General features: G+C 74.1%; 27 protein-coding genes and 2 tRNA genes. 11 read left to right on the forward strand and 18 right to left on the reverse strand.

The window, feature by feature from the left end:
• Nucleotides 1-74 precede the first annotated feature (74 nt).
• Together ACERUJ_RS12200 and ACERUJ_RS12205 are read left to right on the forward strand one after the other, a co-directional pair.
• Entirely contained in the window at nucleotides 75-1091 is a 1017-nt protein-coding gene (locus tag ACERUJ_RS12200) for a hypothetical protein (protein ID WP_370248810.1), read from the forward strand.
• Nucleotides 1088-1852: a hypothetical protein gene (locus ACERUJ_RS12205; RefSeq protein WP_370248811.1), complete on the forward strand. Its 765-nt coding sequence runs from the start codon at nucleotides 1088-1090 to the stop codon at nucleotides 1850-1852. Before ACERUJ_RS12200 ends, ACERUJ_RS12205 begins: the two co-directional genes overlap by 4 nt.
• On the opposite strand, the gene ACERUJ_RS12210 is transcribed toward ACERUJ_RS12205, so the two are convergent.
• Nucleotides 1839-2879: an adenosine deaminase gene (locus tag ACERUJ_RS12210; protein ID WP_370248813.1), complete on the reverse strand. Its 1041-nt coding sequence runs from the start codon at nucleotides 2877-2879 to the stop codon at nucleotides 1839-1841. The genes ACERUJ_RS12205 and ACERUJ_RS12210 overlap by 14 nt on opposite strands.
• Entirely contained in the window at nucleotides 2879-3604 is a 726-nt protein-coding gene (locus tag ACERUJ_RS12215; RefSeq protein ID WP_370248815.1) for a DsbA family protein, read from the reverse strand. The genes ACERUJ_RS12210 and ACERUJ_RS12215 overlap by 1 nt, the downstream gene beginning before the upstream one ends.
• A gap of 102 nt (nucleotides 3605-3706) precedes the next feature.
• Between ACERUJ_RS12215 and orn the strand changes: the two genes are divergently transcribed.
• Both orn and ACERUJ_RS12225 read left to right on the forward strand, forming a co-directional pair.
• A complete protein-coding gene (gene orn / locus ACERUJ_RS12220; protein WP_370248817.1) occupies nucleotides 3707-4339 on the forward strand; it encodes an oligoribonuclease in 633 nt (210 codons plus the stop codon).
• A gap of 51 nt (nucleotides 4340-4390) precedes the next feature.
• Nucleotides 4391-4466, forward strand: a tRNA-His gene (locus tag ACERUJ_RS12225).
• Between the two features lie 57 nt (nucleotides 4467-4523).
• On the opposite strand, the gene ACERUJ_RS12230 is transcribed toward ACERUJ_RS12225, so the two are convergent.
• A complete protein-coding gene (locus tag ACERUJ_RS12230; protein ID WP_370248818.1) occupies nucleotides 4524-5300 on the reverse strand; it encodes a pirin family protein in 777 nt (258 codons plus the stop codon).
• Nucleotides 5301-5389: 89 nt separating this feature from the next.
• On the reverse strand, nucleotides 5390-5848 hold the full coding sequence (locus ACERUJ_RS12235; RefSeq protein ID WP_370248820.1) for a hypothetical protein: 459 nt from the start codon (nucleotides 5846-5848) through the stop codon (nucleotides 5390-5392).
• A gap of 116 nt (nucleotides 5849-5964) precedes the next feature.
• Between ACERUJ_RS12235 and ACERUJ_RS12240 the strand changes: the two genes are divergently transcribed.
• Nucleotides 5965-6444 carry a GNAT family N-acetyltransferase gene (locus tag ACERUJ_RS12240; RefSeq protein ID WP_370248821.1) on the forward strand — a complete coding sequence of 160 codons (480 nt, stop codon included), beginning with the start codon at nucleotides 5965-5967 and terminating at the stop codon, nucleotides 6442-6444.
• Between the two features lie 19 nt (nucleotides 6445-6463).
• Here the strand turns inward: ACERUJ_RS12240 and ACERUJ_RS12245 are convergent, their stop codons facing one another.
• On the reverse strand, nucleotides 6464-7414 hold the full coding sequence (locus ACERUJ_RS12245) for a pirin family protein (protein WP_370248822.1): 951 nt from the start codon (nucleotides 7412-7414) through the stop codon (nucleotides 6464-6466).
• 95 nt (nucleotides 7415-7509) lie between these two features.
• On the opposite strand from ACERUJ_RS12245, the gene ACERUJ_RS12250 reads away from it, so the two are divergent.
• Nucleotides 7510-9132 (forward strand): phytoene desaturase family protein, encoded by a 1623-nt coding sequence (locus ACERUJ_RS12250; protein WP_370248824.1) that lies wholly within the window; start codon nucleotides 7510-7512, stop codon nucleotides 9130-9132.
• Between the two features lie 436 nt (nucleotides 9133-9568).
• Here ACERUJ_RS12250 and ACERUJ_RS12255 read toward each other — a convergent pair whose 3' ends face one another.
• Nucleotides 9569-9928: a hypothetical protein gene (locus ACERUJ_RS12255; RefSeq protein ID WP_370248825.1), complete on the reverse strand. Its 360-nt coding sequence runs from the start codon at nucleotides 9926-9928 to the stop codon at nucleotides 9569-9571.
• Between the two features lie 169 nt (nucleotides 9929-10097).
• Nucleotides 10098-13655: a hypothetical protein gene (locus tag ACERUJ_RS12260; protein WP_370248827.1), complete on the reverse strand. Its 3558-nt coding sequence runs from the start codon at nucleotides 13653-13655 to the stop codon at nucleotides 10098-10100.
• Nucleotides 13656-13885: 230 nt separating this feature from the next.
• On the opposite strand from ACERUJ_RS12260, the gene ACERUJ_RS12265 reads away from it, so the two are divergent.
• The 4 genes from ACERUJ_RS12265 to ACERUJ_RS12280 all read left to right on the forward strand — a co-directional run bounded on the left by ACERUJ_RS12265 (nucleotide 13886) and on the right by ACERUJ_RS12280 (nucleotide 16882).
• Nucleotides 13886-13958: transfer RNA gene (locus ACERUJ_RS12265), tRNA-Lys, on the forward strand.
• Nucleotides 13959-14100: 142 nt separating this feature from the next.
• Nucleotides 14101-14607, forward strand: coding sequence for an Ltp family lipoprotein (locus ACERUJ_RS12270; protein ID WP_370248828.1), 507 nt, complete (start codon nucleotides 14101-14103; stop codon nucleotides 14605-14607).
• A 156-nt stretch (nucleotides 14608-14763) separates the two neighbouring features.
• Entirely contained in the window at nucleotides 14764-15675 is a 912-nt protein-coding gene (locus tag ACERUJ_RS12275) for a sulfite exporter TauE/SafE family protein (RefSeq protein ID WP_370248830.1), read from the forward strand.
• A gap of 142 nt (nucleotides 15676-15817) precedes the next feature.
• Nucleotides 15818-16882: a DUF732 domain-containing protein gene (locus tag ACERUJ_RS12280; protein WP_370248831.1), complete on the forward strand. Its 1065-nt coding sequence runs from the start codon at nucleotides 15818-15820 to the stop codon at nucleotides 16880-16882.
• A gap of 52 nt (nucleotides 16883-16934) precedes the next feature.
• On the opposite strand, the gene ACERUJ_RS12285 is transcribed toward ACERUJ_RS12280, so the two are convergent.
• From ACERUJ_RS12285 to ACERUJ_RS12315, 7 genes are read right to left on the reverse strand one after another with little or no spacing between them, the layout of a single operon-like run.
• On the reverse strand, nucleotides 16935-19307 hold the full coding sequence (locus ACERUJ_RS12285) for a penicillin acylase family protein (protein ID WP_370248832.1): 2373 nt from the start codon (nucleotides 19305-19307) through the stop codon (nucleotides 16935-16937).
• Between the two features lie 52 nt (nucleotides 19308-19359).
• The gene (locus ACERUJ_RS12290) at nucleotides 19360-19683 is read right to left on the reverse strand and encodes a co-chaperone GroES (RefSeq protein ID WP_370248834.1); all 324 of its coding nucleotides are present in this window, start codon (nucleotides 19681-19683) and stop codon (nucleotides 19360-19362) included.
• A 46-nt stretch (nucleotides 19684-19729) separates the two neighbouring features.
• Nucleotides 19730-19978 (reverse strand): DUF3618 domain-containing protein, encoded by a 249-nt coding sequence (locus tag ACERUJ_RS12295; RefSeq protein WP_370248835.1) that lies wholly within the window; start codon nucleotides 19976-19978, stop codon nucleotides 19730-19732.
• Nucleotides 19975-20760 carry an energy-coupling factor ABC transporter ATP-binding protein gene (locus ACERUJ_RS12300; protein WP_370248836.1) on the reverse strand — a complete coding sequence of 262 codons (786 nt, stop codon included), beginning with the start codon at nucleotides 20758-20760 and terminating at the stop codon, nucleotides 19975-19977. Before ACERUJ_RS12300 ends, ACERUJ_RS12295 begins: the two co-directional genes overlap by 4 nt.
• A complete protein-coding gene (gene cbiQ / locus ACERUJ_RS12305) occupies nucleotides 20757-21425 on the reverse strand; it encodes a cobalt ECF transporter T component CbiQ (protein ID WP_370248837.1) in 669 nt (222 codons plus the stop codon). Before cbiQ ends, ACERUJ_RS12300 begins: the two co-directional genes overlap by 4 nt.
• A gap of 1 nt (nucleotide 21426) precedes the next feature.
• Nucleotides 21427-21795: a PDGLE domain-containing protein gene (locus tag ACERUJ_RS12310; RefSeq protein ID WP_370248838.1), complete on the reverse strand. Its 369-nt coding sequence runs from the start codon at nucleotides 21793-21795 to the stop codon at nucleotides 21427-21429.
• On the reverse strand, nucleotides 21792-22481 hold the full coding sequence (locus tag ACERUJ_RS12315; RefSeq protein WP_370248839.1) for an energy-coupling factor ABC transporter permease: 690 nt from the start codon (nucleotides 22479-22481) through the stop codon (nucleotides 21792-21794). The genes ACERUJ_RS12310 and ACERUJ_RS12315 overlap by 4 nt, the downstream gene beginning before the upstream one ends.
• A gap of 121 nt (nucleotides 22482-22602) precedes the next feature.
• Between ACERUJ_RS12315 and bcp the strand changes: the two genes are divergently transcribed.
• Nucleotides 22603-23082, forward strand: coding sequence for a thioredoxin-dependent thiol peroxidase (gene bcp, locus ACERUJ_RS12320; protein ID WP_370248840.1), 480 nt, complete (start codon nucleotides 22603-22605; stop codon nucleotides 23080-23082).
• A gap of 132 nt (nucleotides 23083-23214) precedes the next feature.
• On the opposite strand, the gene ACERUJ_RS12325 is transcribed toward bcp, so the two are convergent.
• From ACERUJ_RS12325 to ACERUJ_RS12340, 4 genes are read right to left on the reverse strand one after another with little or no spacing between them, the layout of a single operon-like run.
• Nucleotides 23215-24564 (reverse strand): NAD(P)/FAD-dependent oxidoreductase, encoded by a 1350-nt coding sequence (locus ACERUJ_RS12325; protein WP_370248842.1) that lies wholly within the window; start codon nucleotides 24562-24564, stop codon nucleotides 23215-23217.
• 59 nt (nucleotides 24565-24623) lie between these two features.
• A complete protein-coding gene (locus ACERUJ_RS12330; protein ID WP_370248843.1) occupies nucleotides 24624-25142 on the reverse strand; it encodes a flavin reductase family protein in 519 nt (172 codons plus the stop codon).
• Entirely contained in the window at nucleotides 25139-25663 is a 525-nt protein-coding gene (locus ACERUJ_RS12335) for an NAD(P)H-dependent oxidoreductase (RefSeq protein ID WP_370248844.1), read from the reverse strand. Before ACERUJ_RS12335 ends, ACERUJ_RS12330 begins: the two co-directional genes overlap by 4 nt.
• Complete coding sequence (locus tag ACERUJ_RS12340; RefSeq protein ID WP_370248846.1) at nucleotides 25660-26805, reverse strand: LLM class flavin-dependent oxidoreductase; 1146 nt, start codon at nucleotides 26803-26805, stop codon at nucleotides 25660-25662. The genes ACERUJ_RS12335 and ACERUJ_RS12340 overlap by 4 nt, the downstream gene beginning before the upstream one ends.
• Nucleotides 26806-26862: the final 57 nt, after the last annotated feature.

Consider the following 26862-nt stretch of genomic DNA (forward strand, 5'->3'; position numbering starts at 1 on the left):
GGCGGTGAGATTGGACAAACCATAGCGACTTACTACTGAATGGGCACATCGCCCCGCCACCCCAGGAGTTCCCCTTGCCCGACCCGGCCTCCCGCACCCGCCCCGCCCGCCGCGGCGCCCTGCTCGCGGCCCTCGCGATCGGCCTCGGCCTGATCGCGGCCCCGGTGGCCTTCGCGATGTTCGACCGCGCGCCGCAGGGGGCGACGATGATCGCCGACTTCGAGCCGTTCATGACCGCGCCCCGGCTGGAGGGGTTCCAGAACGACATCGCCACCATCGACGCCGCGGTGCGCGAGGTCGACGCCAGCACCGACCCCGTCGTCGTCGAGGCCCGCGAGGCGAGCGCCGGGTACGCACCGCTGAGCGAGCAGTGGCCGCAGATCCACGAGGACATGACCGGCCTGCTGGACGACGTGCAGGCCAACCTCGGCAACTACCAGGCGGTCGCGGCGCTCCCCGACTTCGCCCTGTTCCCCTGGTTCTTCCTCGTCCCCGGCGCGCTGATCACCGCGCTCGCCGGCCTCGGGCTGCTCGCACCGCGACGCCGGACCGCGCTCGTGCGAGGCGGCCTGGCCCTGCTCGGCGCCGGTCTGATCGCCGCACCGGTGGCGTTCCAGATGTTCGACCGCGCCCCTGCGGGCGGGCGGATGATGGACGCCTTCGCCACGATCCAGACCACCGAGAACGTCACCCGGATCCAGGGCTACTTCGCCACGATGGCCGCCGGACAGGGGGCGCTGCGCCTGGACGTCGTGCCCGCCGTGGCGCAGCGGATCGGCCCGGACGCCGCCGCCGAGACGCTGCCGGCCACCACCGCCCTCGACGCCGCCTGGATCGGCATCCTCGGGGACATGACGCCGATGATCGGCGCGATGAGCGACAACGTCGACTCCTACCAGGCGGTCGCCAGCCTCCCGCCGTTCCCGCTGTTCCCCTGGTTCTTCGTCGCCCCGGGCGTGCTGCTCCTGGCGATCGCCGGGCCCGGTCTGCGGGGCCGCCGCCCCACCGAGGAGGCCGCCACCCGCGCGCCCTCCCCCACCCCGTCCCCGGCCGACGCCCCGGCGCCGGGCCTCACCGAAGGAGTCCGATGACCACCCTGTCGACCACCGTCCTGCCCCCGCTGCGCCGCACCTCGCGGCGTCGTCGTCTGGCGACGCTGGCGCTGCTCGCCACGGCGACCGGCGGCGCACTCACCGCCTGCAGCTCCGACGACGGCGGGGACGCCCCGGCCGGGGGCGACGCCTCGCGGGCCGGCTCGGTGGCGCTGGTCGGCACCTTCGCCCTGGACCCCGGCGCCTGCGACGGCGCCCCGAGCGGCAGCTACTTCCGGATGGTCAACTCCGGCGGGACCCTCGAGGAGGGCCCGTACTTCCCCAACCCGGACAGCTCCTGCAGCGACCCGTCGATCACCCCGATCGCCCCCGGCACCGACGGCGGCCTCGTCACCGGGGGCTACCAGCCCTCGCCCGACCCCGCCTTCGACGACCAGGGCAACGCGCAGGCCGACGGCATCACGGCGCCGGCCGGCTTCGCGGCGATCCAGTTCGGCCTCTCGACCCAGGAGACCGACCCGCAGACCGGCACCGAGGTGCCCGCGCCCGAGATCCTCGCCGCCGACGGCGAGCTCAGCGGCCAGATCACCGCCTGGAGCGCGTCCTGGAACTCGCTGTACTTCAACCAGGGATCCCCCAAGCCCGACGGCTCCAGCCCGGGTCTCACCGCCCCGGTGTCAGGCACCTACGACGAGGAGACCGGCCGGTTCGTGCTGGAGTGGGCCAGCGCCGTGGTGGACGGCCCGTTCAACGGCTTCACCGGCGTGTGGCACCTCGAGGGCACCTTCACGCCGGCCTGATCCCCGCCACGGCGTCGAGCTCGGCGCCCACCCGGGCCCGTACGTCGGCGGGCGCGAACGAGACGGCCAGGCCGGTGCGCACCAGGTCGACCAGGCCCGCGTCGTCGAGCCCGAGCAGGTCGGCCGCGATGGCGTACTCGCGGTTGAGGGTCGTGCCGAACATCGGCGGGTCGTCGGAGCCGATCGTCACCCGCACCCCGGCCTCCACGAACCGGGGCAGCGGGTGCTCGGCGAGGGTGTCGACCGCGCGCGTGGCGATGTTGGAGGACGGACAGACCTCCAGCGCGATCCCCGTGCGCGCGAGGTGGGCGAGCAGCTCGGGGTCCTGCGCCGCCGAGCAGCCGTGGCCGATGCGCTCGGCGCCGAGCAGCCGCAGGGCGTCCCACACCGTCTGCGGCCCGGTGGTCTCGCCGGCGTGCGGCAGGGCGTGCAGGCCCGCAGCCCGCGCCCGGTCGAAGAACGGCTGGAACTGCGGGCGCGGCACCCCGATCTCGGGCCCGCCGAGTCCGAAGCCGATGAGCGAGGAGGGGCCGTGGTCGAGCGCGTAGCCGAGCGTGGCCTCGGCGGCGGGCACCCCCGACTCGCCCGGCACGTCGTAGATCCAGCGCAGCACGATCCCGAAGTCGCGCTCGGCGGCGGTGCGGGCGTCCTCGATGGCCTCGGTGAAGGCCTGGATCGGGATCCCGTTGACCACCGAGGTGTAGGGGGTGCAGGTCAGCTCGGCGTAGCGCACCTGCTGCTCGGTGGCCATCTCGCGGGCCACCTCGTAGGTGAGGTAGCGCACGTCCTCGGCGGTGCGGATCAGCGCGACCGTGGCGAGGTAGACCTCGATGAAGTGGGCGAAGTCGCGGAACTCGTAGAACGCCCGCAGCGCCTCGGGGTCGCTCGGCACTGTGCCGGGGTGCCGCTCCGCGAGCTCGGACACGATGCGGGGCGAGGCGGAGCCGACGTGGTGCACGTGCAGCTCGACCTTGGGCAGGGCACGGATCGCGTCGGTGATGACGGCGTCGTCGGGGTGGAGCAGCATCAGTCCTCCTGCAGCGCGGTGACGAGGGTGTCGGCGAGTTCCTCGGGGCCGCGGTCGGTGCCGAAGGCCTCGCCGTCGAGCACGACGGTGGGCGTGCCGGGGATGCCCTCCTCGATCGCGGCCTTCGTGGCCTGGTCGACGAGGTCCTCGAAGCTGCCGTCCTCGATGCCCGGGCGCACCTCGGACTCGACGGCGCCCGCCTGCACCGCGGTGGCGATGAGCGCCTCCGCGCCCGGGAACTCGTCGGCCTCCTCGGCCGGCTGGTCGGCGTAGAGCAGGTCGTGGAAGCGCAGCGCGACGTCGGCGCCGGCCGCCTCGCGCACCACGAAGAAGGCGTTGGCGGCGTCGGTGCTGTAGGGACCGAACCGGTCCAGGATCGCGATCGGGCGGTACTCCACCCGCACCCGCCCCTGCGCGACGAGGTCGGCGAGCCGGCCGTCGAGCTGCTTCTCGAGCTCACCGCAGACCGGGCACAGGAAGTCCTCGTAGAGCACCACCTCGTGCGGCGCGTCGGGGCTGCCGACCACCAGGCCGTAGTCGGTGCTGCCGAACGCCGCGGGCGTGACCTCGATCCGCGTGGCCCGGTTGTAGGCCACCGCGAGGAGCACGACCAGCGCGACCAGGCCGACGACGCCGGCGATCGAGAGCCAGCGACGTCGCGACTCCTCTCGGGCCTGGTCCGCCGCACTCGGGGCGGCGGGACGACGGGAGGGGGCGGCGGCCATCGGGCGGACCTCCTGGGATGCGGGACGGACGGGTCGTCCCGAGCGTAGTGGGGCCGGGCGCGCACGCCCTCGCCCCGAGGGACCCGGCTAGGGTGGCGGGTTGTGAACGAGCGCCTGGTGTGGATCGACTGCGAGATGACCGGCCTCGACCTCGGCGCGGACGCGCTGGTGGAGGTCGCGGCCCTGGTCACCGACTTCGACCTCAACGTGCTCGGCGAGGGCGTGGACGTGATCATCCGCCCGCCCGACGCCGCCCTGGAGCAGATGGTGCCGTTCGTGCGCTCGATGCACGAGTCCTCCGGCCTGCTCGACGCCCTGGCCGACGGCGTGAGCCTCGCCGAGGCGCAGGACACCGTGATGGCCTATCTGCGCGAGCACTGCGGCCCCGACGCGCGCCCGCCGCTGGCCGGCAACACCGTCTCCACCGATCGGGCGTTCCTGGCCCGCGACATGACCGACCTCGACGCGTTCCTGCACTACCGGATCGTCGACGTGTCCTCGATCAAGGAGCTCGCCCGGCGCTGGTACCCGCGGGCCTACTTCGCCGCCCCCACCAAGCGCGGCAACCACCGGGCGCTGGCCGACATCCAGGAGAGCATCGAGGAGCTGCGCTACTACCGCGACGCCGTGTTCGTGCCGCAGCCCGGCCCCGACACCGACACCGCCCGTGCCCTGGCCGCCCGACACGGCGGGGCGCTCACCGGGCTGGGCCCCGATTCGGACCCCGAGGCCTGATCCGTCTACACTCGTCCCGGCTCGCCGCTCCTGAGGAGCGAGGACGCCATGGTGGGTGTAGCTCAGCTGGTAGAGCACCTGGTTGTGGTCCAGGTGGTCGCGGGTTCAAGTCCCGTCACTCACCCCACGACGCACGCCGAGGCCCGGAGACCGACAGGTCCCCGGGCCTCGGCGCGTCTGCGGGTCAGGCCGCGAGCGTGGCGTGCATCTCCCAGACCAGGATCTCGGCCCCACCGGGCAGGTCCGCGGCGCGGACCCGCTGGCCCCCGGTGGCGGTGAAGCGCACGGCGTCGCCCTGGGCGAGCTCACCGGCGCCCTCGAGCACGACCTCGCCGCGGGCCACGAACAGGTGCAGGAACGGCGCGTCGGGCAGCTCGACGCTGCGCCCCGGCTCCAACCGGGCGGCGTAGAGGGCGGCGTAGCGGTTGCGGATCCGGATGGCGGCCTCGCCGTCGTGCTTGGCCATGCCGGACGCCACGGGCACCAGCCCGCTGGCGAGGTGGGCGTGCTCCAGCTCGAGCTGCTCGTAGCCGGGGTCGATGCCGTTCTCGTCCGGCACGACCCACATCTGCACGAAGTGCACCGGGTCCTGGTGGGCCTCCCCGGCCAGGCGCCAGGAGTCGTTCTTCTCCGAGTGCAGGATGCCGCGCCCGGCGCTCATCCGCTGCGCCAGCCCGGGGTAGATGATCCCGGAGTGGCCGGTGGAGTCCTGGTGCACGAGCGAGCCGTCGAGCACCCAGGTGACGATCTCCATGTCCCGGTGGGGGTGGGTGTCGAACCCGGTGCCGGCCTTCACGACGTCGTCGTTGTTGACCAGCAGCAGGCCGTGGTGGGTGTTCGCGCGGTCCTGGTGCGGACCGAAGGAGAAGGAGTGGTGGGAGTCGAGCCAGTCGTAGCGGCTGGCGAATCGGTCCGCGGCGCGGCGGATGTCGACCTGCGGGGTGAGGTTCACGGTGGCCATGACGGCGTCCTCGGGTCTCGGGAGCGGGTGGTTGATCACTCAACCATCACGCGCCCGTGGATCTTCCCGCCGGTGGCCCCCGGCGGGGCTCAGCGGCGGGTGAGCCGGAAGGCGCTGGTGCGCACCTGCTCGGACTCCTCGCGACCGTCGTAGTTGGTGACCCGCAGCTCGATGGTGTGGCGCCCGGGGCGGGTGACGGTGTCGCACACCGTCCAGGTGCGCGAGGCGCGGCGCGGGTGCTCCCCCGAGACGAAGGTCTGGTTGGCGATCCGACGACCGCCGGGGTTGATGAGCACCAGCTCGGCCATCCAGCCGTCGCCGGGCGCGGTGATGCGGTACTGGAAGCGGTAGTCGTGGCAGCCCGGGCGCAGTCGCTGGTCGGGGGCGCTCGCGCGGCCGTAGGACGGCGCACGGTCCGGCTGCTGGGCGAGCGGCAGGACGGGGGCGGCGGTGACATCGGCGGCCGGGGCAGCGTGGGTGGCGGCCGGCACGGCGAGCACGGTCGCGGCGGCGAGCAGGGCCGCGGCGGGAGCGAGGTGGCGCTTCATGATCTGAGTGTGACGCGGTGTCGCGCTGACCGGCCATGACGGCGCCCACACCCGGCCTGTGACCGTCGTCTCCGAGCGCGGCCCGGCAACGGCACCGCATCGGTCACACTGGCGAGGTGACCGATCCTGCCGGCCTGACCTGGACCGAGGTCGAGCCCGACGGCGCGGCCGCCCGCGACGTCTTCGAGCGCTACGTCGCCGAGCTCGACGCGATCCTGCCCGGTGGCTTCGCACCCGGCCCGGTCGTTCCGCCCTCCACCGTGCTGCTGGCGATGGAGGGCGCCGAACCTGTCGCCGGCGGCGGGCTGCAGTGGCTGCCCGACGGCACTGAGGGACCGGAGGCGGAGGTCAAGCGGATGTGGGTCGCACCCGCGTGGCGCGGCCACGGCCTCGGGGCCCGGCTGCTGGCCGAGCTGGAGGCCCGGGCGGCCGCGGCGGGGGCCCGGACGGTGCGCCTGGACACCCACCCCGCGCTCACCGGGGCGATCGCGTTGTACCGCAGGTCCGGCTACGCCGAGACGCCGCGGTACAACGCCAACCCGCACGCCGGGCTCTTCTTCGCCAAGCGGCTGGACCCGGCCCGAGACCCGGCCTGAGATTCGGCCTGCGACACGGTCAGTGGCCGGGGATGTGCCCGAAGCGGCCCTTCTGGAAGTCCTCGTAGGCGGCCATGACCTCGGCCTTGGTGTTCATCACGAACGGACCGGCCCACGCCAGCGGCTCACGGATCGGCTGCCCGCCGAGCACGACGACGTCCAGCGCCTTGTGCCGGCTCTCCTGACGCTCGTCGGCGGCGATGGTGAGGAAGTCGCCCGCGCCGAGCACGGCGGTCTGGCCGGTGCGGATCGGCTGGGCGTCGACGCCGACGCTGCCGTGGCCGTTGAGCACGTAGACCAGGGCGTTGTAGTCGACGTTCCAGGGCAGCTCCAGGCGCGAGCCGGGCTCGAGCGTGGCGTGCACCAGCGTCATGGGGGTGTAGGTCGACCCCGGGCCGGCGTGGCCGTCGAGCTCGCCGGCGATCACCCGCACCAGCACGCCGGCGTCGGGCGTGGTGAGCAGCGCGACCTCGCCGCCGCGGATGTCCTGGTACTTGGGGTCGGTCATCTTCGCGGTGCGCGGCAGGTTCACCCACAGCTGGATGCCGTGGAACAGGCCGCCCTGCTGCACCAGCCACTCCGGCGGCGCCTCGATGTGCAGCAGGCCCGAGCCGGCGGTCATCCACTGGGTGTCGCCGTCGGTGATCGTGCCACCGCCGCCGTGGGAGTCCTGGTGGTCGAAGACGCCGTCGATGATGTAGGTGACGGTCTCGAAGCCGCGGTGGGGGTGCCACGGCGTGCCCTTGGGCTCACCGGGCGCGTACTCCACCTCGCCCATCTGGTCCATCATGATGAACGGGTCGAGGCGGGCGAGGTCGATGCCCGCGAAGGCGCGGCGCACGGGGAACCCCTCCCCCTCGTAGCCCTGCGGGGCGGTGGTCACCGACCACACGGGCCGCGGCTGGTCCCCCAGGCCGGGGGCGCGCAGACGGGACAGGACGGTCAGATCGGCGACGGTCTGGGCGGGCATCGAAGGCTCCTCGGGTGGACGGGCGGGACACCGGTGACAACAGTAGTTGAATCTTCTACATTCCCCCAGGGGGTCGGGGCGGCTACCGTGACCGCGTGAGCTCCGCCCACCCCGATCTCCCCCGCGCGCCCGCCCCCGAGGACCGGCCGCCCGCACGCGCCGACGTCGTGATCCTCGGCGGGGGCCACAACGGCCTCGTGGCCGCCGCCTACCTCGCCCGCGCCGGGGTCCGGGTCACGCTCGTGGAGCGGCTGCCCCACCTGGGCGGTGCCGCGATCTCCGCGCCCGCGTTCAGCGGCCACCCGGTGCGCCTCTCGCGCTACTCCTACCTGGTCTCGCTCATGCCCACCCGGCTGATGGACGACCTCGACCTCGACCTGCGGCTGCACTCCCGGCGCACGGCGTCCTACACCCCGGTCGTGCGCGACGGCCGCGCCGGCGGACTCCTGGTGGAGCGGGTCGAGCGCGACGCCACCCGCCGCTCCTTCCGCGAGCTCACCGGCGGGGAGCAGGAGTTCCGCGCCTGGCGCCGGTTCTACGACGACGTCGGCACGCTCGCCCGCGCCGTCGCCCCCACCCTGATGGAGCCGCTGCCCACCGAGCGCGCCATCCGGGACCAGGTCGACGACGCAGTGTGGCGCGACCTGGTGCAGCAGCCGCTGGGCGAGACCATCGAGCGGCGCTTCCTCGACGACACCGTGCGCGGCGTGGTCGCCACCGACGCCCTGATCGGCACCTTCGCCTCCCTGCACGACCCCTCGCTGGTGCAGAACCGCTGCTTCCTCTACCACCTGATCGGCAACGGCACCGGGGAGTGGCGCGTGCCCGAGGGCGGCATGGGCGCGGTCACCGACGCCCTGGCCGCCGCGGCCCGGCGCGCCGGGGCACGGCTGGTCACCGGCACCGAGGTCACCGCCGTGCGCACCGGCCCCGGGGGCGTGGAGGTGGCGGTGCGCGACGCCGACGGCGACTACACCGTGCAGGCCGCCCTCGCCCTGGCCAACGTCGCCCCGACCGTGCTGCACGACCTGACCCGCGACGACCTCGACGACCGCACCCCGCCGCCCGCCCCCGAGGGCGCCCAGCTCAAGATCAACCTGCTCCTCACCCGCCTGCCCCGGCTGCGCTCGGGGATCGACCCGAGCGTCGCCTTCGCCGGCACCCTCCACCTCGGCGAGGACTACTCCCAGCTCGAGGCCGCCTACCGCGACGCGGCGGCCGGCCGGGTGCCCTCGGTCATGCCGGGCGAGGTCTACTGCCACTCCCTCACCGACCCCTCCATCCTCGGCGGCGCCCCGGAGGGCACCCACACCCTCACCTACTTCGGCCTGCACACCCCGGCGTCGCTGTTCGCCGCCGACCCCGAGGCCACCCGGGCGCGGGCGGTGGAGCGCGCGCTGGCCACCCTCGACCGGCACCTGGAGGAACCGATCGCCGACTGCCTGGCCCGCGACGCCGACGGGAGGCCCTGCCTGGAGGCCAAGATCCCGCAGGACATCGAGCGCGACCTCGCGATGCCGGGCGGACACCTCTTCCACGGCGACCTGGAGTGGCCGTGGGTGCCGAACCGCCTGCGCCTGGACACCCCGGCCCAGCGCTGGGGTGTGGAGACCGCGCACGCGCGCATCCTGATCTGCGGCTCGGGCTCGCGTCGCGGGGGCGCGGTGTCCGGGCTCGGCGGCCACAGCGCGGCCCGCGCGGCGCTGGACCTGCTCTGAGGCGGGGCCGGCGCCGGCCCCGCCGCAGTCGAGGGCGGCGGCGATGCCCGCGCGCAGGCCGGTGAGCCGGTCGCGGTAGCGCTCCAGCAGCGCCGCGGCGCCGCCGGGCCCGGGGGCCACCGGCGCGGCGACGACCAACCGCAGGTCCACGGCCGTGCCGACCGTCACCGGCCGCTGCGCGAAGAAGGCGCCCAGCCGGCGCTGGAACGCCTCGGGGCCGTGGAGCGCCAGCAGCGCCCGGAGCTCGGCCACCGTGATCTCGGCGTAGGCCCAGACCGAACGCGGAGCGGCGTCGTCGAGCACGGCGAAGACGTAGGTGGTGCCGGGGCCGCGCAGCAGGCCCACGCGCGGCACGTCCCAGTGATCGAGCACGGCCCCGGGCTCCAGGTCCGTCGCCGGCGTCCACGGCCGGGCACCGACCTCCCAGGCGAGCACGTCACGCATCGGTGCCCACCCAGGCTCCGGCGTCGACGAAGCAGCGGTCGAGGAGCTGGGCCGCGGCGTCGTCCCAGCCCCCGCCGCGGGTGAGCGACACGTGCAGCGGGTTGCGGGGGGTCGGCGTGCGGGTGAGGGTGAAACCCCGCGCCCGCACCACGCCCGCCGGGGCGTGGCGCACCCGGTCACCGGTCGCGGGACGACCGGTCGAGCGGATCCGCTCCGCGGCCGCCTCGACGCGCAGGCGACCCACCAGCACGCTCACGGCGTCCTGGTCCTCGGCCACGGGCCGCGCCGGGGCGACGGCGTCGGCGGGGACGTACTGGGTCAGGATCTCGGCGTCGCCGATCGGGACAGGCACGACCGTCTTGTAGTGGGCGCCGGTTCGTGGATTCAACCGCTGACATCCTTCTTGCCGGGCTCTTGCGCGGCGGCGACCCGCGCGCTTGTGGAGAGGGCGCCCGTCCCCGCCGGTGGGCGGGGGCGGGCGCCCTCGTGGACCGGGGCCGATCAGGCTCCGGGGGTCCGCACTAGTTCGTGCGGGTCACGTTGCACAGCGCGTTGCGCACGTTGAGCGTCACCGGGATCCCGATGAACTCCGCCCGCACCTCCAGCTTGGTGGCCGGCACGCAGTTGACGACGCCGGTGCCCCCGGTGCCGCGCAGGCCCGTCGGCACGCCGAGGGTCTCGGTCACCTCCATGTCGGTGAAGGCCTTCGTGGCGAAGAACCCGTTGCCCGGCTCGAAGGTCAGCCGCGTCCCGTCGAGCTCGGTGACGATCCGTCCGCCCTCGATCGGCCGCACGCACCCGGCGTCACCGCACTCACCACCGAACTCGGTGGTGTTGAGGTAGATCCGACCGCCGCTGCCCCCGAAGTTGCCGGTCAGGTCCAGCGCACGCAGGCGCAGGTTCTGCACCGTCAGGCCCGAGGCCGGGTCCACCAGGTTGAGCGTGGTGGGCTCGCTGGCGAGGAACCGCACCGTCCCCAGCCCCGGGTCGTCGACACCGAGGTCGGGCAGGCACGCCTCGTCGCCGGCCATGCAGACCTCGAGCCGGGTCGGCAGCGGGCCCGCGATCGACCCGCTCAGACCGCCGAAGTCGAAGGTGAGCGAGTTCGTCGGCTCGTCGGCGGTGTAGACCAACCGCGTCGATCCGGAGGCGTCCTCGACCAGGCGCAGCCGCAGGTTCGGCACCAGGTGGTCGAGGGTGGCGTTGACCTGGGAGGTCGTGGCGCCGGCCTCGTCGATCTCGGCGATCGCGATGCGGAACACGCTGCCCGCCGTGGTGTCGAGCAGGATCTCCGGAGCACTCCCGAGGGAGGCCTCGATCGTGCGCAGGCCGGAGACGCGGGCCGCGAGCGCGGTCGACGTCGGCGACTGCTGGAGCACCAGGCCGTCGCCGCCGCCGGGCACGGCCAGGCGGGTGCCGTTGTCCGCGAAGATCTCCAGCAGCCCGATCTGGTCACCGCCGGTGCCGAAGCGGACGACGTCGTCGGCCACGGCGACCTCCAGCAGGCTGGGCACGTCGACCAGACGCAGCGACAGGTCGGTGGCGCCGTCGAAGATGCCGTCCTCGGCGTAGCCGTCGACCGTGATCTCCTGGATCGGGTCCGAGCCCGCCACGCGCAGCGAGCCGTCGGCCCCCAGCGCGAGGTCCAGGTCGCGCGGGGCGTCGCTGATCCGGGCGTCGAACTGCAGCCCGTCCTGCTCCACCAGGGCCCGCAGCGGCGTCGGCGCCAGGGTGAGCCCGATGCCGATCTCGTCGCCGGTGCGCAGGCGCAACCCCTCGAAGCCCGGCAGGCGCAGGGCCACCGAGGAGGTCTCGCCCTCCTCGAGCAGCCGCAGGTAGGCGGCGTCGTCGAGGGTCAGGATCGAGCGGCCGGTGGCGTACCCGGCCTCGAAGACCCCGATCGGACCGCTGGCCGTCAGGGAACCCTGACCCGCGGCGTCGAGACCGAAGGCGATCGTGTCGGGCACGTCGGTGAGCGCGAGCCGGATGTCCTGCTCGGTGCGACCCTCGACCACCGAGCGCGCGGTGAGGTCGATCGAGGCCAGGCCCTGGTCGCTGGTGAGCTCCGCGCTCAGACCCTCGGCCTGGTCGCCCGAGAGGGCGAGGTCGAGGTCGCCGTCGACGCTGTCGATGCGGCCCTGCGCCACGAAGACCTCGGGACCGCCGGTGTCCTGCACCAGCGAGAGGTCCACGACGGTGGGACGGTCGGCGTTCAGCGAGACGCCGATGTCGGAGCCCTCGCCGAGGTCGATGCCGATGCTGCTGCTGGTCGGCGCGGTGCTGTAGCCGACCGCGAAGCGCTGCTCGCTGCCGTCGTTGGTGCCGGTGGCACCGCCGGGGGTGATCGCCCCCGTGACCGAGAGGGCCGAGCGCCCGCGGCTGGAGACCTTCAGGCCCACGCCGCCGTCGCCGATGACGATGTCGCCGACGAAGTCGCGCGGGGCGTCGCTGAGACGGGTGTCGTAGCCGAGCCGGAAGGAGTCGGTGCTGCCCGGGATCGTGAGGACGGCCTGCAGGCTCAGCGGCAGGACCGCCTCACGGGAGTCGATCCGGCTGATCCGCAGCCGCGGCACGACCGCGCTGGGCGACAGCTCGGCGAGGGTGAGCTCCGCGGTGACGTCGGAGCGTCCGTCGCCGGTCACGTCCAGCGGCTGGGGCACGCCCACCACCGACGCGAACGTGCGGGCCCGACGGGTGCCGTCGGGCGCCACGACGATCGAGCGCCACTCGAACCCGGCCACGTCCACCAGCGGGGCGAGCGGCGTGGAGCCGGCCACGTTGGCGACGACCGCGCTCACGACCCCGTCGGCCACGTCGCCGGTGCCGCTGAGGATGGTGGTGGCCGAGCCGGTGAGCGTGCTCAGCAGCTGCTGGGCGCCCACGAGGTCGGTCACGGCGCTGACCCCGGCGAGCCCGAACACGGGGTCCAGCCCGGAGGCGGCGGTGGTGATCGCGGCGTTGAGCACACCGGCGAGGAAGCCGACGGTGCTGCCGATGAGGCCGGACTGGAAGGCCGGCCGGGCGGCGGCGTCGTCGCCCACGAAGAACGAGACGGTGTCGCTGCTGGGACGACGCACGTCGTCGCCGGCGTAGTCCGCGCGCACCTCGACCAGGCGGGAGGGGTCGCTCAGCGGCACCCGGCGGGTGACCACGCCGGCGGCGTCGGTGGTGACGTCGGCGGCGTCGGCGCCGAAGGCGAGCGTCACGGGCTCGTCCTCGACCGGCAGGCCGAAGCGGTCCGAGCCGGGGGTGACGTCGACCAGCACGGCCTCCAGACGCGCGCGCTCACCCGGCTCGCCGCGGCTGTCGCCGCGGTAGAACACCTGGGTGGTGCGCTTGGTCAGGGTCGTGGTCGCGGTGCCGGCCGGGCCGGGCGAGTAGCGGTTCGACGTGCCGACGGTCGCGGTCACGCTGAGCGGTCCCGCCGGGAGGTCGGGCAGGTCGAGGGTCGCGGTGGCCCGACCGGCGGCGTCGGTGGTCACCTCGACCTCGCCGGCGCCGGGCACGGCGAGGGTGACCGGCTGGTCCGGCACCACGGTGCCGGCGATGCCGGGGCTGGAGGCGATGGTGCTCACCGCGATCGTGAGGTCCTCACCGGTCACCACCGAGGCGGGCAGGGTCACGACGGCGGTGGCTTTGTTGTCGAGGGTCACGACGCGCGGCGTCTGGGCGACCTCGCCCTGGGTGGTGCACCCGAGGTTACCGAACCCGCTGCGCACCGAGTTCCGGGTGAAGCTGGCGATCCGGTAGTCCCCGCGCGGCAGGCCCGCGGTCGGCCACGTGGTGGTCAGGCTGCCCGCGCCGCTGCGCGACGCCTGGTGCACCAGCGCGTTGTCGCTCACGCGGGTGACCGTGAGCCGCGAGGAGGAGTTGTCCCGGGCGATGCAGGTGTTGGCGCTGCCGGACTCGTTGATGGCGACGTTCCCCTCCACGACGCCGGCAGCGGGGGCGGTGAGCGCGGCGTGGGCGGGGGCGGGTACCGCGGCGAGTGCGGTGATCGGGAGGGCGAGCACGAGCAGGCCGCGGCGCAGCGATCGCGGCGGGCGAGGTCTGCGGGCAGGCAGGGGCGATGGACTCAAGGGAGCACTCCTGAGGAGAGACCGGCGAACCGGAGGACAGGGAGCGACGGGTCGCCCGAGATACCCGCCTAGGTACGGAATCTTGCAGATTCCTTGCTCTGTGTAAACGGCATATGTCGGATTGCTCACACCACAAGACCGACGAAGGATCGGTCGCGACGGGCGGTCGGCCGTCCCGATTTCGCACCGCTCGACGGCGCTGGTAACGTTTCTTCTCGCGTTCACCGCACGCGCCATTAGCTCAATTGGCAGAGCAGCTGACTCTTAATCAGCGGGTTCGGGGTTCGAGTCCCTGATGGCGTACCGCACCACGAGAGCCCCCGTCCGATCCGGACGGGGGCTCTCGACGTCTCCGGGGAGTTCCCTCGGACCCCGCTCCTACGGTCCCGGCATCACGCCACCGCCTCCCGGGCGGAGGCGGCTCCCCTCTCGTCAGGAGACCACCATGAAGCACACCCTCGTCCTCGCCGTCGCCGCACTCGGCCTGGCCCTCTCCGCCTGCGAGCTCCCCGAGGAGGACGCCGCCGACGCCCTCGACGACGCCGCGGGCCGGCTCGAGGACCGCGGGACCGGGTCGGCCGGCCCGCAGGCCGGCGGCTCCGGCTCCGAGGACACGGGCGGGACGGAGTTCACCCCCGAGCAGGACAACGCGATCCGCGCCGGCCTGGACTACCTCGAGTTCTCCGGCTTCTCCCGCGACGGCCTGATCCAGCAGCTCTCCTCCGCCGCCGGCGACGGCTACCCGCGCAAGGTCGCGGTGTTCGCCGTGACGACCATCGAGAAGCAGGGGGCCGTGGACTGGAAGGCCGAGGCGGTCGAGTCGGCGCGCGGCTACCTCGACTTCTCGACCTTCTCCTGCGACGGCCTGATCGAGCAGCTCTCCTCCGCGGCCGGCGACGGTTTCACCCGCGAGGAGGCCACGTTCGCGGCCCGCAAGGTCGATCTCTGCTGAGCCACCCGGCGCCGATCCGGCGCCGGATGTCGCGCACGTCTCATCGGACGATCGGGATCATTGACTTGCTTATCTCTACATCTTTTGTAGAGTTGAGCCAGTCGATCGAGACAGCAGTCCCGCTACCCGATCATCCGATGCAGGAGGACCTCCGCCATGTGGCTCGTCGCCGCCTTCGCCCTCGCCGGGGGCCTCGCCCAGTTCGTCGACGGCACGCTCGGCATGGGATTCGGCGTCACGTCGGCGACCGTGCTGCTCGCGCTCGGTGTGGCGCCGGCCACGGCGAGCGCGGCCACCCACGCCGCCAAGCTGCCGACCACGCTCATCTCCGGCCTCTCGCACTGGCGTGCGGGCAACGTCGACCGGGCCGTGTTCCTGCGGGTCGCGGTCCCCGGCGCCGTCGGCGGCTTCCTCGGCGCGGTGGTGCTGACCAACATCAGCCTCTCCGCCGCCAAGTCCGGCATGGCGGGTCTGCTGATGTTCTTCGGTCTGGTGATCCTGCTCCGGTTCGGCTTCGACCGACGCCTCATCCCCACCCCCGCCAACGGCCACACCGCCCGCTGGCTCAGCCCCATCGGTGCCCTGGGCGGCTTCGTCGACGCGACCGGCGGCGGCGGCTGGGGCCCGGTCGTGACCCCGAGCCTGATGACCGTCACCCGGTTCGAGCCCCGCCGCGTCGTCGGCACCACCAACGCCGCGGAGTTCGTCGTCGCCCTCTCGGTCTCCACCGGGTTCATCACCGGCGCCGCCCACGAGGACATCCCCTGGCTGCCCGTGCTGGGTCTGGTGATCGGTGGCGTGATCGTCGCCCCCATCGCGGCCCGGCTGGCTGGTCGCCTGCCCCACGCGCCGATGGGCGCGATGGTCGGCGGCCTGGTGATCCTCGTCAACGCCGTCAACGTGCTGGCCGCCGTCGCCGACCTGCCCTGGTGGCTCGACGTCACGCTGATCCTGGCCTGGTGCGCCTTCATCGGTCGGATCGCGCTCGGGGCATGGCACCGCGAGCGGGCCGCCCGTGCCGCTGGCGAGGCCGCCGACACCGACCGCAGCGACCCGCTGCCCGCCTGAGCTCCGCCGCCGTCACGCCGGGTCCCCCTGCGGGCCCGGCGCGCCCGGCCTTCCCCGGCACTGGCAGGATGGGGCGGTCGCCCCGTCGCCGGCCCCGGCCCCACGGGCGTCGTCCGCGTGTCGTCGAGCAGGACCGGAATCCGTGAGCAGCCCCACCCCCGCCGAGCATCGTGCGACCTTCGCGACCCCCGAGGCCGGACCCGGCGGCAAGTACCGGTGCCGCGTGGTGTGCGCCTGCGGGTTCGAGCGGACCGCCTCGAGCAAGGTGAGCGCCGCCCAGGCCCGCGCCAACGCCCGGATGCAGCACACCCGCCACCTCCAGCACGTCCGCGAGGAGGAGGTGGCCGCCGCTCCCGCGGCGCCCGCCGAGCCCGCTGCGGAGTCCGCTCCCGAACCCACGCCCGAGGCCGAGGCCACACCCGAGCCCGAGGCCACACCCGAGCCCGAGGCCGCACCCGAGCAGGAGGCCACTCCCCCGCAGGGGCCCGGGACAACACCCGCGCCCGAGGCCGCTCCCGAGGTCGAGGCCGCACCGGTGCGCGACGTCACGACCGAGGAGCCGCGGCCGGGTGCTGCGGCGACGCCGACCACCCGGCCGGCCGGCGTGCCGATCCCGGCGGCCACCCGGCCGCGGGCCCCGCAGGCCCGACCGACGTCCGTGCGCCCGGCGGACGTGCCGCCCGCCCGCCCCCCGGTCGTCCCGGCGGTGGAGCCCACCGAGCCCACGCAGCCCACGCAGCCCCAGAAGCCCGGTGGGGCGGCGGATGCCGCGGCCCCTGACCTGGCGGCACCGGCGGCGCGGCCCGCGGTCGCGATCGGGATCGTGCTGGCCCTGGTGATGGTGCTGGTCGGTCTGGCGCTCGGGCTCACCCTCGGTGACGGCACCGACCCCACCGCGGCCCCCACCGCGACGCCCACCCCGCGCCTGACGGCCCTGCCCGACGTCGACCGCGGCGGCTACCTGGACCACCTGCGCAGCGTCGACCCGGTCTTCAGCGACATCCCCGACGCCACCCTGGTGCTGGCCGGGCGGGAGGTCTGCGACCACTACTCCGCCGGGCTCAACGTCGTGGAGATCAGCTCCGCCCTGCTCGGCACCGGACTGCTCGACGCCCCCCAGTCGCGCGCCCTGATCGCGACCGCCGTGCCGGCCTACTGCCCGCAGTACGACGACACGGTCCTCACCGAGCTCGCCGCGCTGGGCTGACCACCGGGCTGATCACCGGAGAGGGCGCCCGAGCGCCCGTCCCGGCGACGGATCAGCCGCGCACCACCTCGCTGCGCAGCAGGTCGGCCTCGATCTGGGCGTCGGTCCAGGCGAAGCGCACCCACCGCTCGGCGGAGAACAGCTCGGTCTGGTCCTGCGAGAACGGCGAGCGGGGGTTCTCGGACTGGCTGTAGGTCAGGATCGTGCGGGCATCGAGACGGCCGCCGTCGAGGAAGCTGATCGCCTGGATGTGCGAGGAGCCGTAGGTGATCGGGCGGTAGCGGTCGCGGTTCTGCACCGGGAACCGCGAGGCCAGCGCGTTGGCGTTGCCGACGGCGTCGCCGGTGCCGCCGCCGAGCGGGAGCGGGTCGGCACCGCGGTCCCCCGCGACCTGTAGGTCGCCCCAGGCGGCGTCGAGCGGCACCTTGGCCGCCCGCAGCCCGTCGATCGCGGCCTGCATCGCCGCCACGAGCTGCGGCGAGTCCTCGTTGAGGGTGCGCGGGGTGGCGAGCGGACGGGCGGGGTCGAAGGGCACCTTCCACAGCGCGTCGGCGGGGGCGGCGGCGATGAAGGCCTCGAAGAGGTGGGTGCCGACGCTGTCGGCGTCCGAGCGGCCGTCCCAGCGCGCCAGCACGCGACACGCCTCGTCCTCGCCGGTGCGGGCGCACAACCGGTCCAGCGCGCCGCCCTCACGGGCGACCTCGGCCGCGCGGAGCCGGTTCTCGTACTGGTGGCCACGGAAGGAGCGCGGGGTCTCCTTGCGGCCCCCGCGGATCCGGTCGATGACGTACTGGGAGACCATGCGCGTGCGCATCGTGCGCTCACACCGCTCGCAGCCGATGATCGTCGGGAACCCTTCGAGCCGCTCCGCGGGGTTGGGCAGCCAGTAGGAGTCGTTGGCGTTCATCACCCAGTCGTCGCGGAACGCCTCGGGCAGCCGCCGCGGGCCCAGGATGCCGGGACGCTGGGCGTCGGCGTCCGCGCCCCAGGCGCAGCGCGATCCGGCGAACGTGCCGTCCAGGCCGGGCAGCCCGACCAGCTGGTCGAGCAGCAGGCCGACCGGGGTGAGGCACTGCTGCTTCATCTCGTTGGTCACGTGCGGCACCACGGAGTGGTCGGCGTAGAGCACCCGTCCGGCCCGGTCGGCGGCGGTGGTGTTGACCCACGGCATGCCGCCCATGGCGTCCTGACGACGCAGCAGGTCGCGCACCGACGTCGCCCGGCCCATCTCCAGGAACGTGTCGACGGTGCGCAGGTGCTCGGCGTTGGCGTCACGGATGGCCCACACGCTGGTGAGCGACCACGGCATGAGCGTGGCGGGCGAGTCGACGACGTAGCCCTGCGGCGTGCGGTAGACGTCCTCGGTGACGGTGCGCAGACCGCCCCCGGGGGTGCGCACGCGCACCTTCACCAGCCGCCGCTCCAGCTGCGCCGGTCCGCCGTCGGTGAGGTAGGTCGTGGGGCCGAGGGCGCGGTACTCGTAGGGCGTGAAGCGGTAGGCGGTGGACACGGTGTGGCTCCACGCCACGTCCTTGTTCCAGCCGATGTTCACCGCGGGCGAGCCGATCAGCGAGGCGCCGGCGACGTCGTACTCCCCCGGGATCGTGAGGTGCTGCTGGGTGAAGTGGTAGCGCCCGCGCCACGGGAAGTGCGGGTTGCCCAGGAGCATGCCGCGCCCGGTGGAGGTGATCGCGCGACCGGCGGCGGTAGCGTTGGAGCCGAACGGCGCCTCGGGGTCGCGGCCCAGTGCGGTGAGCAGCGCATCGACGTCGACGTCGGCCGCGCTCACCGGCACCTCCGGCAGGCCGGGGTCGTCGAGGCTGGGCGGGTCGGCATCGGCGATCTGGGGCACGAAGACGCCGGTGGAGGCCAGCAGGTTGGCGAGGTACACGCCGTACCAGAGGTCGACCGGGGTCGCCTTCTGCTTCAGCCACGGCTCGCCGGCGCAGGCGGGATCGGTGACCTCGTTGCGGGCCAGCCAGGCGTTGAGCCCGGCGGTGTAGCCGGCGACCATCCGCTTGGTGACCGGCCGCGGACCCGCGGGTGAGCGCAGCAGCTTCTCCACCACCCGGCGGTTGTGGAGGTCGCCCACCACGGTGTCGACCTGCAGGTTGGTGGCGTCGAGGGTGACCTGGTCGCGGTAGCGGGCGGAGGGCCCGAACCAGCGCGACCGCTCGCCCCGACCGGTGATGAGGGTGTCGAGGAGGGTGCAGATCGAGTTCTCGGCCGCGGCGTACCCGCTGCCGAAGCCGAGTGAGCCGAAGTCGTCGGCGGTGATGTGCGGGATGCCGTGCTCGGTCCAGCGGATCTGCGCCTCGTACCGCGCGGCCCGGGCAGGCGGCGGGGCGGGCGCGGCCTGGCCCGGCGATCCGGGCAGGGCGCTCAGCAGGGGCGCGAGGAGCAGGAGGGGGAGCAGTCGGCGCATGACCGGCTCAACGCCGGAGTGTGACGGTGGTTACGCCCGTCTCGCGTGGGGGCTACAGGTACAGGCCGGCGGCGGTCTCGCCGAGCCGGTCGGCGGCGACGGCGTGCACGTCGCGCTCGCGCATGACGACGTACACCTCGCCCTGCACCTCGACCTCGGCCTTGTCCTCGGGGTCGAAGAGCACGCGGTCGCCCACCTCGACGGCACGCGCGTGCGGACCGACCGCGGCGACCCGCGCCCACGCGAGGCGGCGGGCACCCATCGCGGCCGTGGCGGGGATGACGATGCCCCCCGACGAGCGCCGCTCGCCGGCCTCCTGGTCGAGCTCGCAGAGGATGCGGTCGTGCAGCATCTTGATCGGCTGCTTGTCGGTCATCGGACCCGTCCTGCTCGGGGGTGGTGCCGCCGCGGGGCGTCCGCCCTCAGCGGGCGACCTTGCGGACCACGACGAACAGCACCGCCGTGCCGACCAGGCCGCCGACGACCTTGAGGATGTTCTCGGTGCGCGGCTGACCCGTGGCGGGGTCGATGAAGAACGCCTTGGCCGAGGCCACCTCGCGGCTCGCGATCGTCTTGGGATGCGAGCGGTGGAGCAGCTGGTCGATCGTGACGGCCAGGCGCTCTCGGGTCTCTTCGATCTCGCGCTCGAGATCCGACAACTCGTTGCTCACCGGGGCAGGCTACCAATGCGGGCGGGGTCGAAGCCGAACGGGAGTTCCAACCGGTGGGCAGCCATGGTCGCGGCGTCGCTGAGCAGGGCCGCCGTCGGGGCGTCGGCGACGATCCGACCCTCGCTCAGGATCACCGCGCGCGGGCAGAGCTCCAGGGCATAGGGCAGGTCGTGGGTGACCATCAGCACCGTCACGTCCAGGGAGGTGAGGATCTCGGCGAGCTCGCGACGCGAGGCGGGGTCGAGGTTCGAGGACGGCTCGTCGAGGACGAGCACCTCCGGCTCCATCGCCAGCACCGTGGCGAGGGCGACCCGGCGCCGCTGCCCGAAGGAGAGGTGGTGGGGCGGGCGGTCGGCGTACTCCCCCATGCCCACCAGGTCCAGGGCGCGGGCGACCCGCTCCTCCAGCGCCTCGCCCCGCAGGCCCAGGTTGGCCGGCCCGAAGGCGACGTCGTCGCGCACCCGGCCCATGAACAGCTGGTCGTCGGGGTCTTGGAACACCACCCCGACCCGGCGCCGGATCTCCTGCAGGTGTGCCTTCTCCACGTTCAGCCCCGCCACGCCGACCCGCCCGGCGAGGGGCAGGTGGATGCCGTTGAGGTGCAGCACCAGGGTGGTCTTGCCCGCACCGTTGGGCCCGAGCAGCGCCACCCGCTCCCCGCGGCGCACCTGCAGGTCCACCCCCCGCAGGGCCGCGTGACCGTCGGGGTAGGCGAAGCCGAGCCCGACGACGTCGAGCACGAGGTCGGTGGCCGGCGCTGCGTCGTCCGAGGAGGCGCTCATCCCGGCATCCTGCCCTGGTAGCCGCGAGCGAGCATCGCCAGGTGCACCCGCTCGCCCCGTTCGTAGGCGCGGATGAACAGTGCCCCGAGGGAGCGGGCGAGCGCCGGCCAGTGGCGTGGCGAGCGTGGCTCGCACCCACGCGAGCGCATCGCGACGAGCATCCGGCGGTACTCCTCCACCACGATCTCCAGGTAACGCAGCATGAAGGCGACGATCTCGACCAGCAGCGTGGGGAGCCGCAACCGCGCCAGCGCCGTGACGATGTCGGCGGCCGGGGTGGTGGCGGCGAACAGCAACGAGGCGAGCACCCCCAGGGTCCCCTTCACGAGCAGCGCCGCACCCGCCTGCAGGCCGGGCTCGGACACGGCGACACCGAGCACCTCGACGTCGGGACCGTGGCCCACGAACGGCAGCAGCAGGGCGAAGACGACGAACGGGACCTCGACCACCAACCGCGGCAGCAGGTAGCCCCACGGCACCCGCGAGACCGCGACGGCCCCCACGAGCACGGCGGCGTAGAGGACGAAGGCGGGCCACCAGCCTCGCGGCGTGGCGACGACGGTGAGGGCGAAGCCGAGGAGCAGGAGCAGCTTGTGATGCGCGGCCGCCCGGTGCAGCGGGCTGTGGCCGTGGAAGTGGAGCAGGTGCCCGTGTGCGGCGCCCACCTCAGCCGCGGCCGGCGGCAGCGGCGTCCGATCGCTCGCCGGGCGCCGGCTCGGCGCCCTCCCGTCGTCGCACGGCGAACCCGATGCCGCCGGCGACCAGCAGCACCAGCAGGGTGCCGACGACGCCGGGGATCGCCACGCTCACGCGCTCGTTGTCGACCCCGGCCGTGCCGTAGTCGGCCAGCGGGCTGCCGGCCGTGGGTGAGTCCTCGGCGGTGTCGAGGAAGCCCGAGCTCTCCGCGACGTACTCGAGGCCGTCGGGGTGGCTGCTGGCGTAGTACGAGCCCACGCCGGCGATGAGCAGCGCGACGAGGATGCCGCCGAGCAGGAACGCGCGGGTGCCCACGCGCGGGGCGTCGCCGCGGCTCACGCCGTCACCGTCTCACGCAGCTGCTGGTGGCGGGCGGCGACCAGCGACCGCGCACCGTGCACGAGGTCGGGGCGGGTGGCGACGACGGCGCTGACGACCAGCCCGGTCACCAGCGCCTCACCGATCCCGATGAGGGTGTGCCAGCCGAGCATCGTGACGAGCACCGCACCGGTGTCGACCGGGGCCTGACCGCCGATGGCGAACAGGCCGGTGAACACGGCCGCGGCGGCCGGCACGGAGACGAACGCGCCGAGTGCGGCCGCGACCGGCAGCGACTCCAGGCGGTCCGGGAGCAGCCGGCGCAGCAGCACGAACACGCCGTAGCCGATGACGACGGTGACGATCCCGATCAGGGAGATGTTGGTCCCGAGCGCCGTGATCCCGCCGTCGGCCATCAGCAGCGCCTGGACCAGCAGGACGACCGCCAGGCAGAGCACGGCGGTCCAGGGGCCGACCAGCACGGCGGCCAGCGCGCCGCCCATGAGGTGGCCCGAGGTACCGGCTCCCACGGGGAAGTTCACCATCTGTGCGGCGAAGACGAAGGCGGCCACCAGGCCGGCGAGCGGCGCGGTGCGGTCGTCGAGCTCGCGGCGGGCGCCGCGCAGCGCCAGGCCCACCGCCGCGGCGGCCACCGCTCCCGTCGCCACCGAGATGGGGGCGTCGAGGAATCCGTCGGGCACGTGCATGGGCTGACTCCTGAGGGGTGTGCGGGGTCGTGGTGCCGGCTCGCTAGGTTGGAGCCGCTGCAGCCCATCATGGCTGTTGCAAAGAGTTCGCAACAACCACTCGTTCGGATGGGAGTCCCTCGTGACCGACGCCGCCCGCCTGTCCCCCGGCGACGCCGCCCCCGCCTTCAGCCTCACCGACGACACCGGCGCCACCGTGTCGCTGGCCGACTTCGCCGGCTCCAAGGTCGTCGTCTACTTCTACCCGGCCGCGATGACGCCGGGCTGCACCAAGCAGGCCTGCGACTTCTCCGACTCCCTCGAGTCGCTGCGGGGCGCGGGCTACGAGGTGATCGGCATCAGCCCCGACAAGCCCGAGAAGCTCGCCAGGTTCCGCGAGCGCGACGGCCTCACCCTGCGCCTGCTCTCCGACCCCGACAAGTCGGTGATGACCGCCTACGGCGCGTTCGGGGAGAAGAAGCTCTACGGCAAGGTCGTCGAGGGCGTCATCCGCTCCACCTTCGTCGTCGACGAGGACGGCAAGGTCGAGGTCGCCCAGTACAACGTGAAGGCCACCGGTCACGTCGCCAAGCTGCGCCGCGACCTCGGCCTCGACGCCTGACGCCTCCCCCACCCCGGCTCCCGGGTGGGATGCGGCGACGGTTTGCTCGGTCAGCCGAGCAAACCGTCGCTCCAGACGTCTGAAAGGTCCGGAAACCGACAGTTTGCTCGGCCCAGTACGCGGCTTCGCCCGTCAGCGGGACGCGGGGGCCGGACCGAGCGTGCTGAAGGCGGCCGAGGCGCTCGCGAGGCAGGCGGCGATGCCGACGCCGTCGTAGACGGCGCCGCACACGGCCAGCCCCGGCACCCGGGCGACGTCGGCGCGGAGGCGCGCGACCCGGGTGCGGTGGCCGACCGCGTACTGCGGCAGGCCGTCGGGCCAGCGCTGCACGTGGGACGCCACGGGCCGGGCGCTCAGGCCGGTGGCCGCGGCGAGGTCGGCCAGGCTCAGCGCCACGAGGTCGGCGTCGTCGCGGTCGAGGACGCCGGGCTCCCCCGCCCGCCCGAGGCTGGTGCGCAGGTGCACGACACCCCCGGCGGCGAGGCCGGCCTCGCGCACCCAGTCCCACTTGGCGAAGGAGAACGTCGAGGCCTTGATGCCGTGGCCGTCCACCGGCGGGCACAGCAGTCCGGAGGCGTCGTCGAGTCCGGCGGGCAGGTCGGCGGCACGGAACGCGAGGGTCACGACCACCACCGACGCCGCGGCCACGGCCCCGAGCTCGGCGGCCGCCCCGGGTGCGAGGCCGGCGAGCAGTCGCGCGCTCGGGCCTGCTGGGGTCGCGAGCACGACCGCATCGGCCCGCTCGGTGCCCGCGGACGTGGCGAGCACGAACCCGTCGTCGTCGCGGTGCAGCGCGGTGACCTCGACCCCGGTGCGGACGACGAGCCCGGCAGCCAGGGTCGCGGGGATCCGGCCCATCCCTCCGGCGACGGAGGCGAAGACCGGCCCGGTGAGGGTCGGCGCCGCGGGCGGCAGGCCCGCCCAGAGCTGGGGCACGGCCGCGCGGGTGGAGATCGCTCGGGCCTGGCCGGCGTAGACCCCGCCGAGCAGCGGCTCGACGAGCCGGTCCACGACCTCGTCGCCGAACCGGTGGGCCACCAGGTGACCGACCGAGATGTCGGCGTCGGGGTCCTCGGGGTCGATCCCCGCCGGCATCCCGAGGACCGGGGCGCTCGCCCGCGCGAGGCCCGCGGCGCTGAGGATGCCCGAGGCGGCCAGGGACTCGGTGTCCAGCGGCGCCCCCATGAGCGTGCGCGGCAGCGGGCGCAGCGCGCCCCGGGTCCACACCCGCGAGGTCGCGGCGGTGGGATGCACCCGCGGCAGCCCGAGCGCGTCGATCAGCGCGACCCCCTCGGGACGACGGGCCAGCACGGCCTCGGCCCCCACGTCCACGACGACGTCGGCCACCGCCTCGGTGCGCAGCTTGCCGCCGGCCACCGCGTCGGCCTCCAGCACGACGACGTCGTCGCCGGCCGCCGTCAGCTCCCGGGCGGCCGCCAGACCCGCGACCCCGCCCCCGACCACGATCGTGCGACGCTGCATGGCTCCATCATGCTCGCCCCCGGGTCCCGGGCGCGCGCGGAGGGTGCGGCGGAGGGTGGTCAGGCGGTGGCGCTGAGCCGGCCGAAGCGGGAGCGGTGGAACACCAGGGGCAGGGAGGTGTCGGACTGCTCCACGGCGTGCAGCCGCAGCAGCACGATCACGTGGTCGCCGGCCTCGACCTCGCGGTACACCGAGGTCTCGAAGCGGGCCAGGCCGTCGTCGAGGGTCACCGCGCCGTGGTCGGAGGCCGAGAACGCGACGCCGTCGAAGCGGTGCTCCACGGGGCCGGCCAGCTGCCGGCACACGTCGCCGTGGTGGTCGGCCAGCACGGTGACGCCCAGCCGCTCACCGCGCCGCAGGTCCGGCCAGGTCTTGGAGGACTTCGCGATCGAGAACGACACCAGCGGGGGCTCCAGGCTCACCGAGGTGAAGGAGGAGGCGGCCAGGCCGACCGGGGCGCCGTCGACCTCCGCGCACACGGCGACGACGCCGCTGGGGAAGATCCCGAACGCCTGCCGCAGCTGGGCGGGGTCGAGGTCCTGGTTGGTGGACAGGCGGCTCACGGGGGCGGTGGTCATGCGGGGGCTCCGATCCGGGTGGCGAGCAGGGTGGTGACGACGTCGCGGTGCCGGGCGAGCCACGGCTCGTAGGCGGACGCGGCGTCGTGGTCGGCGTCGAGCAGGAACAGACCGGCGGTCGGCACGAGGGCGCCGATCTCGGCGAGCAGCGGGCGCAGGTGCACCTCCACCGCCAGCGCGTGCGCGGGGGCGCCGCCGAGCATGAGGGGCACGGCGAGACCGGTGAGCCCGCTGCCGTGGCCGGGGGCGAAGCGGTCGAGGAAGAGCTTCAGCAGGCCGCTGTAGGTGGCCTTGTAGGTGGGCGAGGCGACGATCACGAGGTCGGCCGCCGCGACCTCACGCACCAGCGCGGCCACGTCGGCGTCCTGCCAGTCGAGCAGACCGGCGCCGACGGTGGACAGGTCGATCACGAGGTCGGCCTCGTCCCGGCCGGTGAGCTCGCTGAGCAGGCGACGCGCAGCGGCGAGGGTGCGTCCCCCGCCGAACGGGTTGCCCACGACGACGGCGGTGCGGGCGCTCACGACGCCGCCGCCCCGAACGGCACGGCGGTACGCACGACGGCCGGGGCCGGGTGCTCCCACAGCCCGCGGCGGGCGAGCTCGGGCAGCACGCCCTCCCCGAAGCGGTAGGACTCCTCGAGGTGGGGGTAGCCGCTGAGCACGAACTCCTCGATCCCGACCGCGGCGTACTGCTCGATCAGGTCGGCGATCTCGGCGTGGCTGCCCACGAGCGCGGTGCCCGCGCCGCCGCGCACCAGCCCGACGCCGGCCCACAGGTTGGGGTGGATCTCCAGGCCGTCCTTGGTGCCGCCGTTGAGGGCGAGCATCCGCCGCTGGCCCTCGGACTCGCTGCGTCGCAGCCCCGACTGCACGCGGGCGATCTCCTCCTCGGAGATGCCGGCGAGCAGGCGGTCGGCCTGGAACCACGCCTCCTCGGCGGTGTCGCGGGCGATGGTGTGCAGCCGGATGCCGAAGCGGAGCTCGCGGCCCTCGTCGGCGGCGAGCTTGCGGATCCACTCCACCTTCTCCCGCACCGCCGCAGGCGGCTCGCCCCAGGTGAGGTAGACGTCGGCGTGGCGCGCCGCCACGAGGCCGGCGGCCGGCGAGGAGCCGCCGAAGTAGATCTCCGGGACCGGGTCGGGGATCTGGCCCAGCCGGGCCTCGCTGACCTGCAGGTAGCGGCCCTCGTAGGTGACCTCCTCCCCCGCCCACAGGCGCCGCACGATGGTGAGGAACTCCTCGCACCGGGCGTAGCGCTCGTCCTTGTCGAGGTAGTCGCCGAACATCCGCTGCTCGTGGCTCTCCCCGCCGGTCACGACGTTGAGCAGCAGCCGGCCGCCGCTGAGGTTCTGGAAGGTGCCGGCCATCTGCGCGGCCAGGAAGGGTGCGGTGAGTCCGGGCCGGAAGGCCACGAGGAACTTCAGCCGCTCCGAGACCTGGCTGAGCATCGCGGTGGTGAGCCACGCGTCCTCGCACCAGGCGCCGGTGGGGGTGAGCGCGGCCTCGAAGCCCAGCTGCTCGGCGCTGCGGGCCACCTGGCCCAGGTAGGGCACGTCGGCGGGACGTCCGGCGGCGCCGGCGTGCACGCCGTGACCGCCGCCGACCACCTGGCGTCCGTCACCGCCGTTGGTGGGCAGGAACCAGTGGAAGCGGAGTCGGGTCATGATGCGTCCTCTCGAGAGGCGGGCGTGCGTGCCCGCAGGTGCGTACAGGGATGTGGG

It is taken from the genome of Nocardioides sp. (genome assembly GCF_964228225.1).
GTDB lineage: Bacteria > Actinomycetota > Actinomycetes > Propionibacteriales > Nocardioidaceae > Nocardioides.

Bases quoted from the DNA above. Each gene is read 5' to 3' on its own strand.
- ACERUJ_RS12205 (WP_370248811.1), top strand. From the start codon at position 1,088: ATGACCACCCTGTCGACCACCGTCCTGCCCCCGCTGCGCCGCACCTCG.
- ACERUJ_RS12210 (WP_370248813.1), bottom strand. From the start codon at position 2,879: ATGCTGCTCCACCCCGACGACGCCGTCATCACCGACGCGATCCGTGCC.
- ACERUJ_RS12215 (WP_370248815.1), bottom strand. From the start codon at position 3,604: ATGGCCGCCGCCCCCTCCCGTCGTCCCGCCGCCCCGAGTGCGGCGGAC.
- ACERUJ_RS12230 (WP_370248818.1), bottom strand. From the start codon at position 5,300: ATGGCCACCGTGAACCTCACCCCGCAGGTCGACATCCGCCGCGCCGCG.
- ACERUJ_RS12235 (WP_370248820.1), bottom strand. From the start codon at position 5,848: ATGAAGCGCCACCTCGCTCCCGCCGCGGCCCTGCTCGCCGCCGCGACC.
- ACERUJ_RS12245 (WP_370248822.1), bottom strand. From the start codon at position 7,414: ATGCCCGCCCAGACCGTCGCCGATCTGACCGTCCTGTCCCGTCTGCGC.
- ACERUJ_RS12270 (WP_370248828.1), top strand. From the start codon at position 14,101: ATGAAGCACACCCTCGTCCTCGCCGTCGCCGCACTCGGCCTGGCCCTC.
- ACERUJ_RS12275 (WP_370248830.1), top strand. From the start codon at position 14,764: ATGTGGCTCGTCGCCGCCTTCGCCCTCGCCGGGGGCCTCGCCCAGTTC.
- ACERUJ_RS12285 (WP_370248832.1), bottom strand. From the start codon at position 19,307: ATGCGCCGACTGCTCCCCCTCCTGCTCCTCGCGCCCCTGCTGAGCGCC.
- ACERUJ_RS12290 (WP_370248834.1), bottom strand. From the start codon at position 19,683: ATGACCGACAAGCAGCCGATCAAGATGCTGCACGACCGCATCCTCTGC.
- ACERUJ_RS12300 (WP_370248836.1), bottom strand. From the start codon at position 20,760: ATGAGCGCCTCCTCGGACGACGCAGCGCCGGCCACCGACCTCGTGCTC.
- ACERUJ_RS12315 (WP_370248839.1), bottom strand. From the start codon at position 22,481: ATGCACGTGCCCGACGGATTCCTCGACGCCCCCATCTCGGTGGCGACG.
- ACERUJ_RS12325 (WP_370248842.1), bottom strand. From the start codon at position 24,564: ATGCAGCGTCGCACGATCGTGGTCGGGGGCGGGGTCGCGGGTCTGGCG.
- ACERUJ_RS12330 (WP_370248843.1), bottom strand. From the start codon at position 25,142: ATGACCACCGCCCCCGTGAGCCGCCTGTCCACCAACCAGGACCTCGAC.
- ACERUJ_RS12340 (WP_370248846.1), bottom strand. From the start codon at position 26,805: ATGACCCGACTCCGCTTCCACTGGTTCCTGCCCACCAACGGCGGTGAC.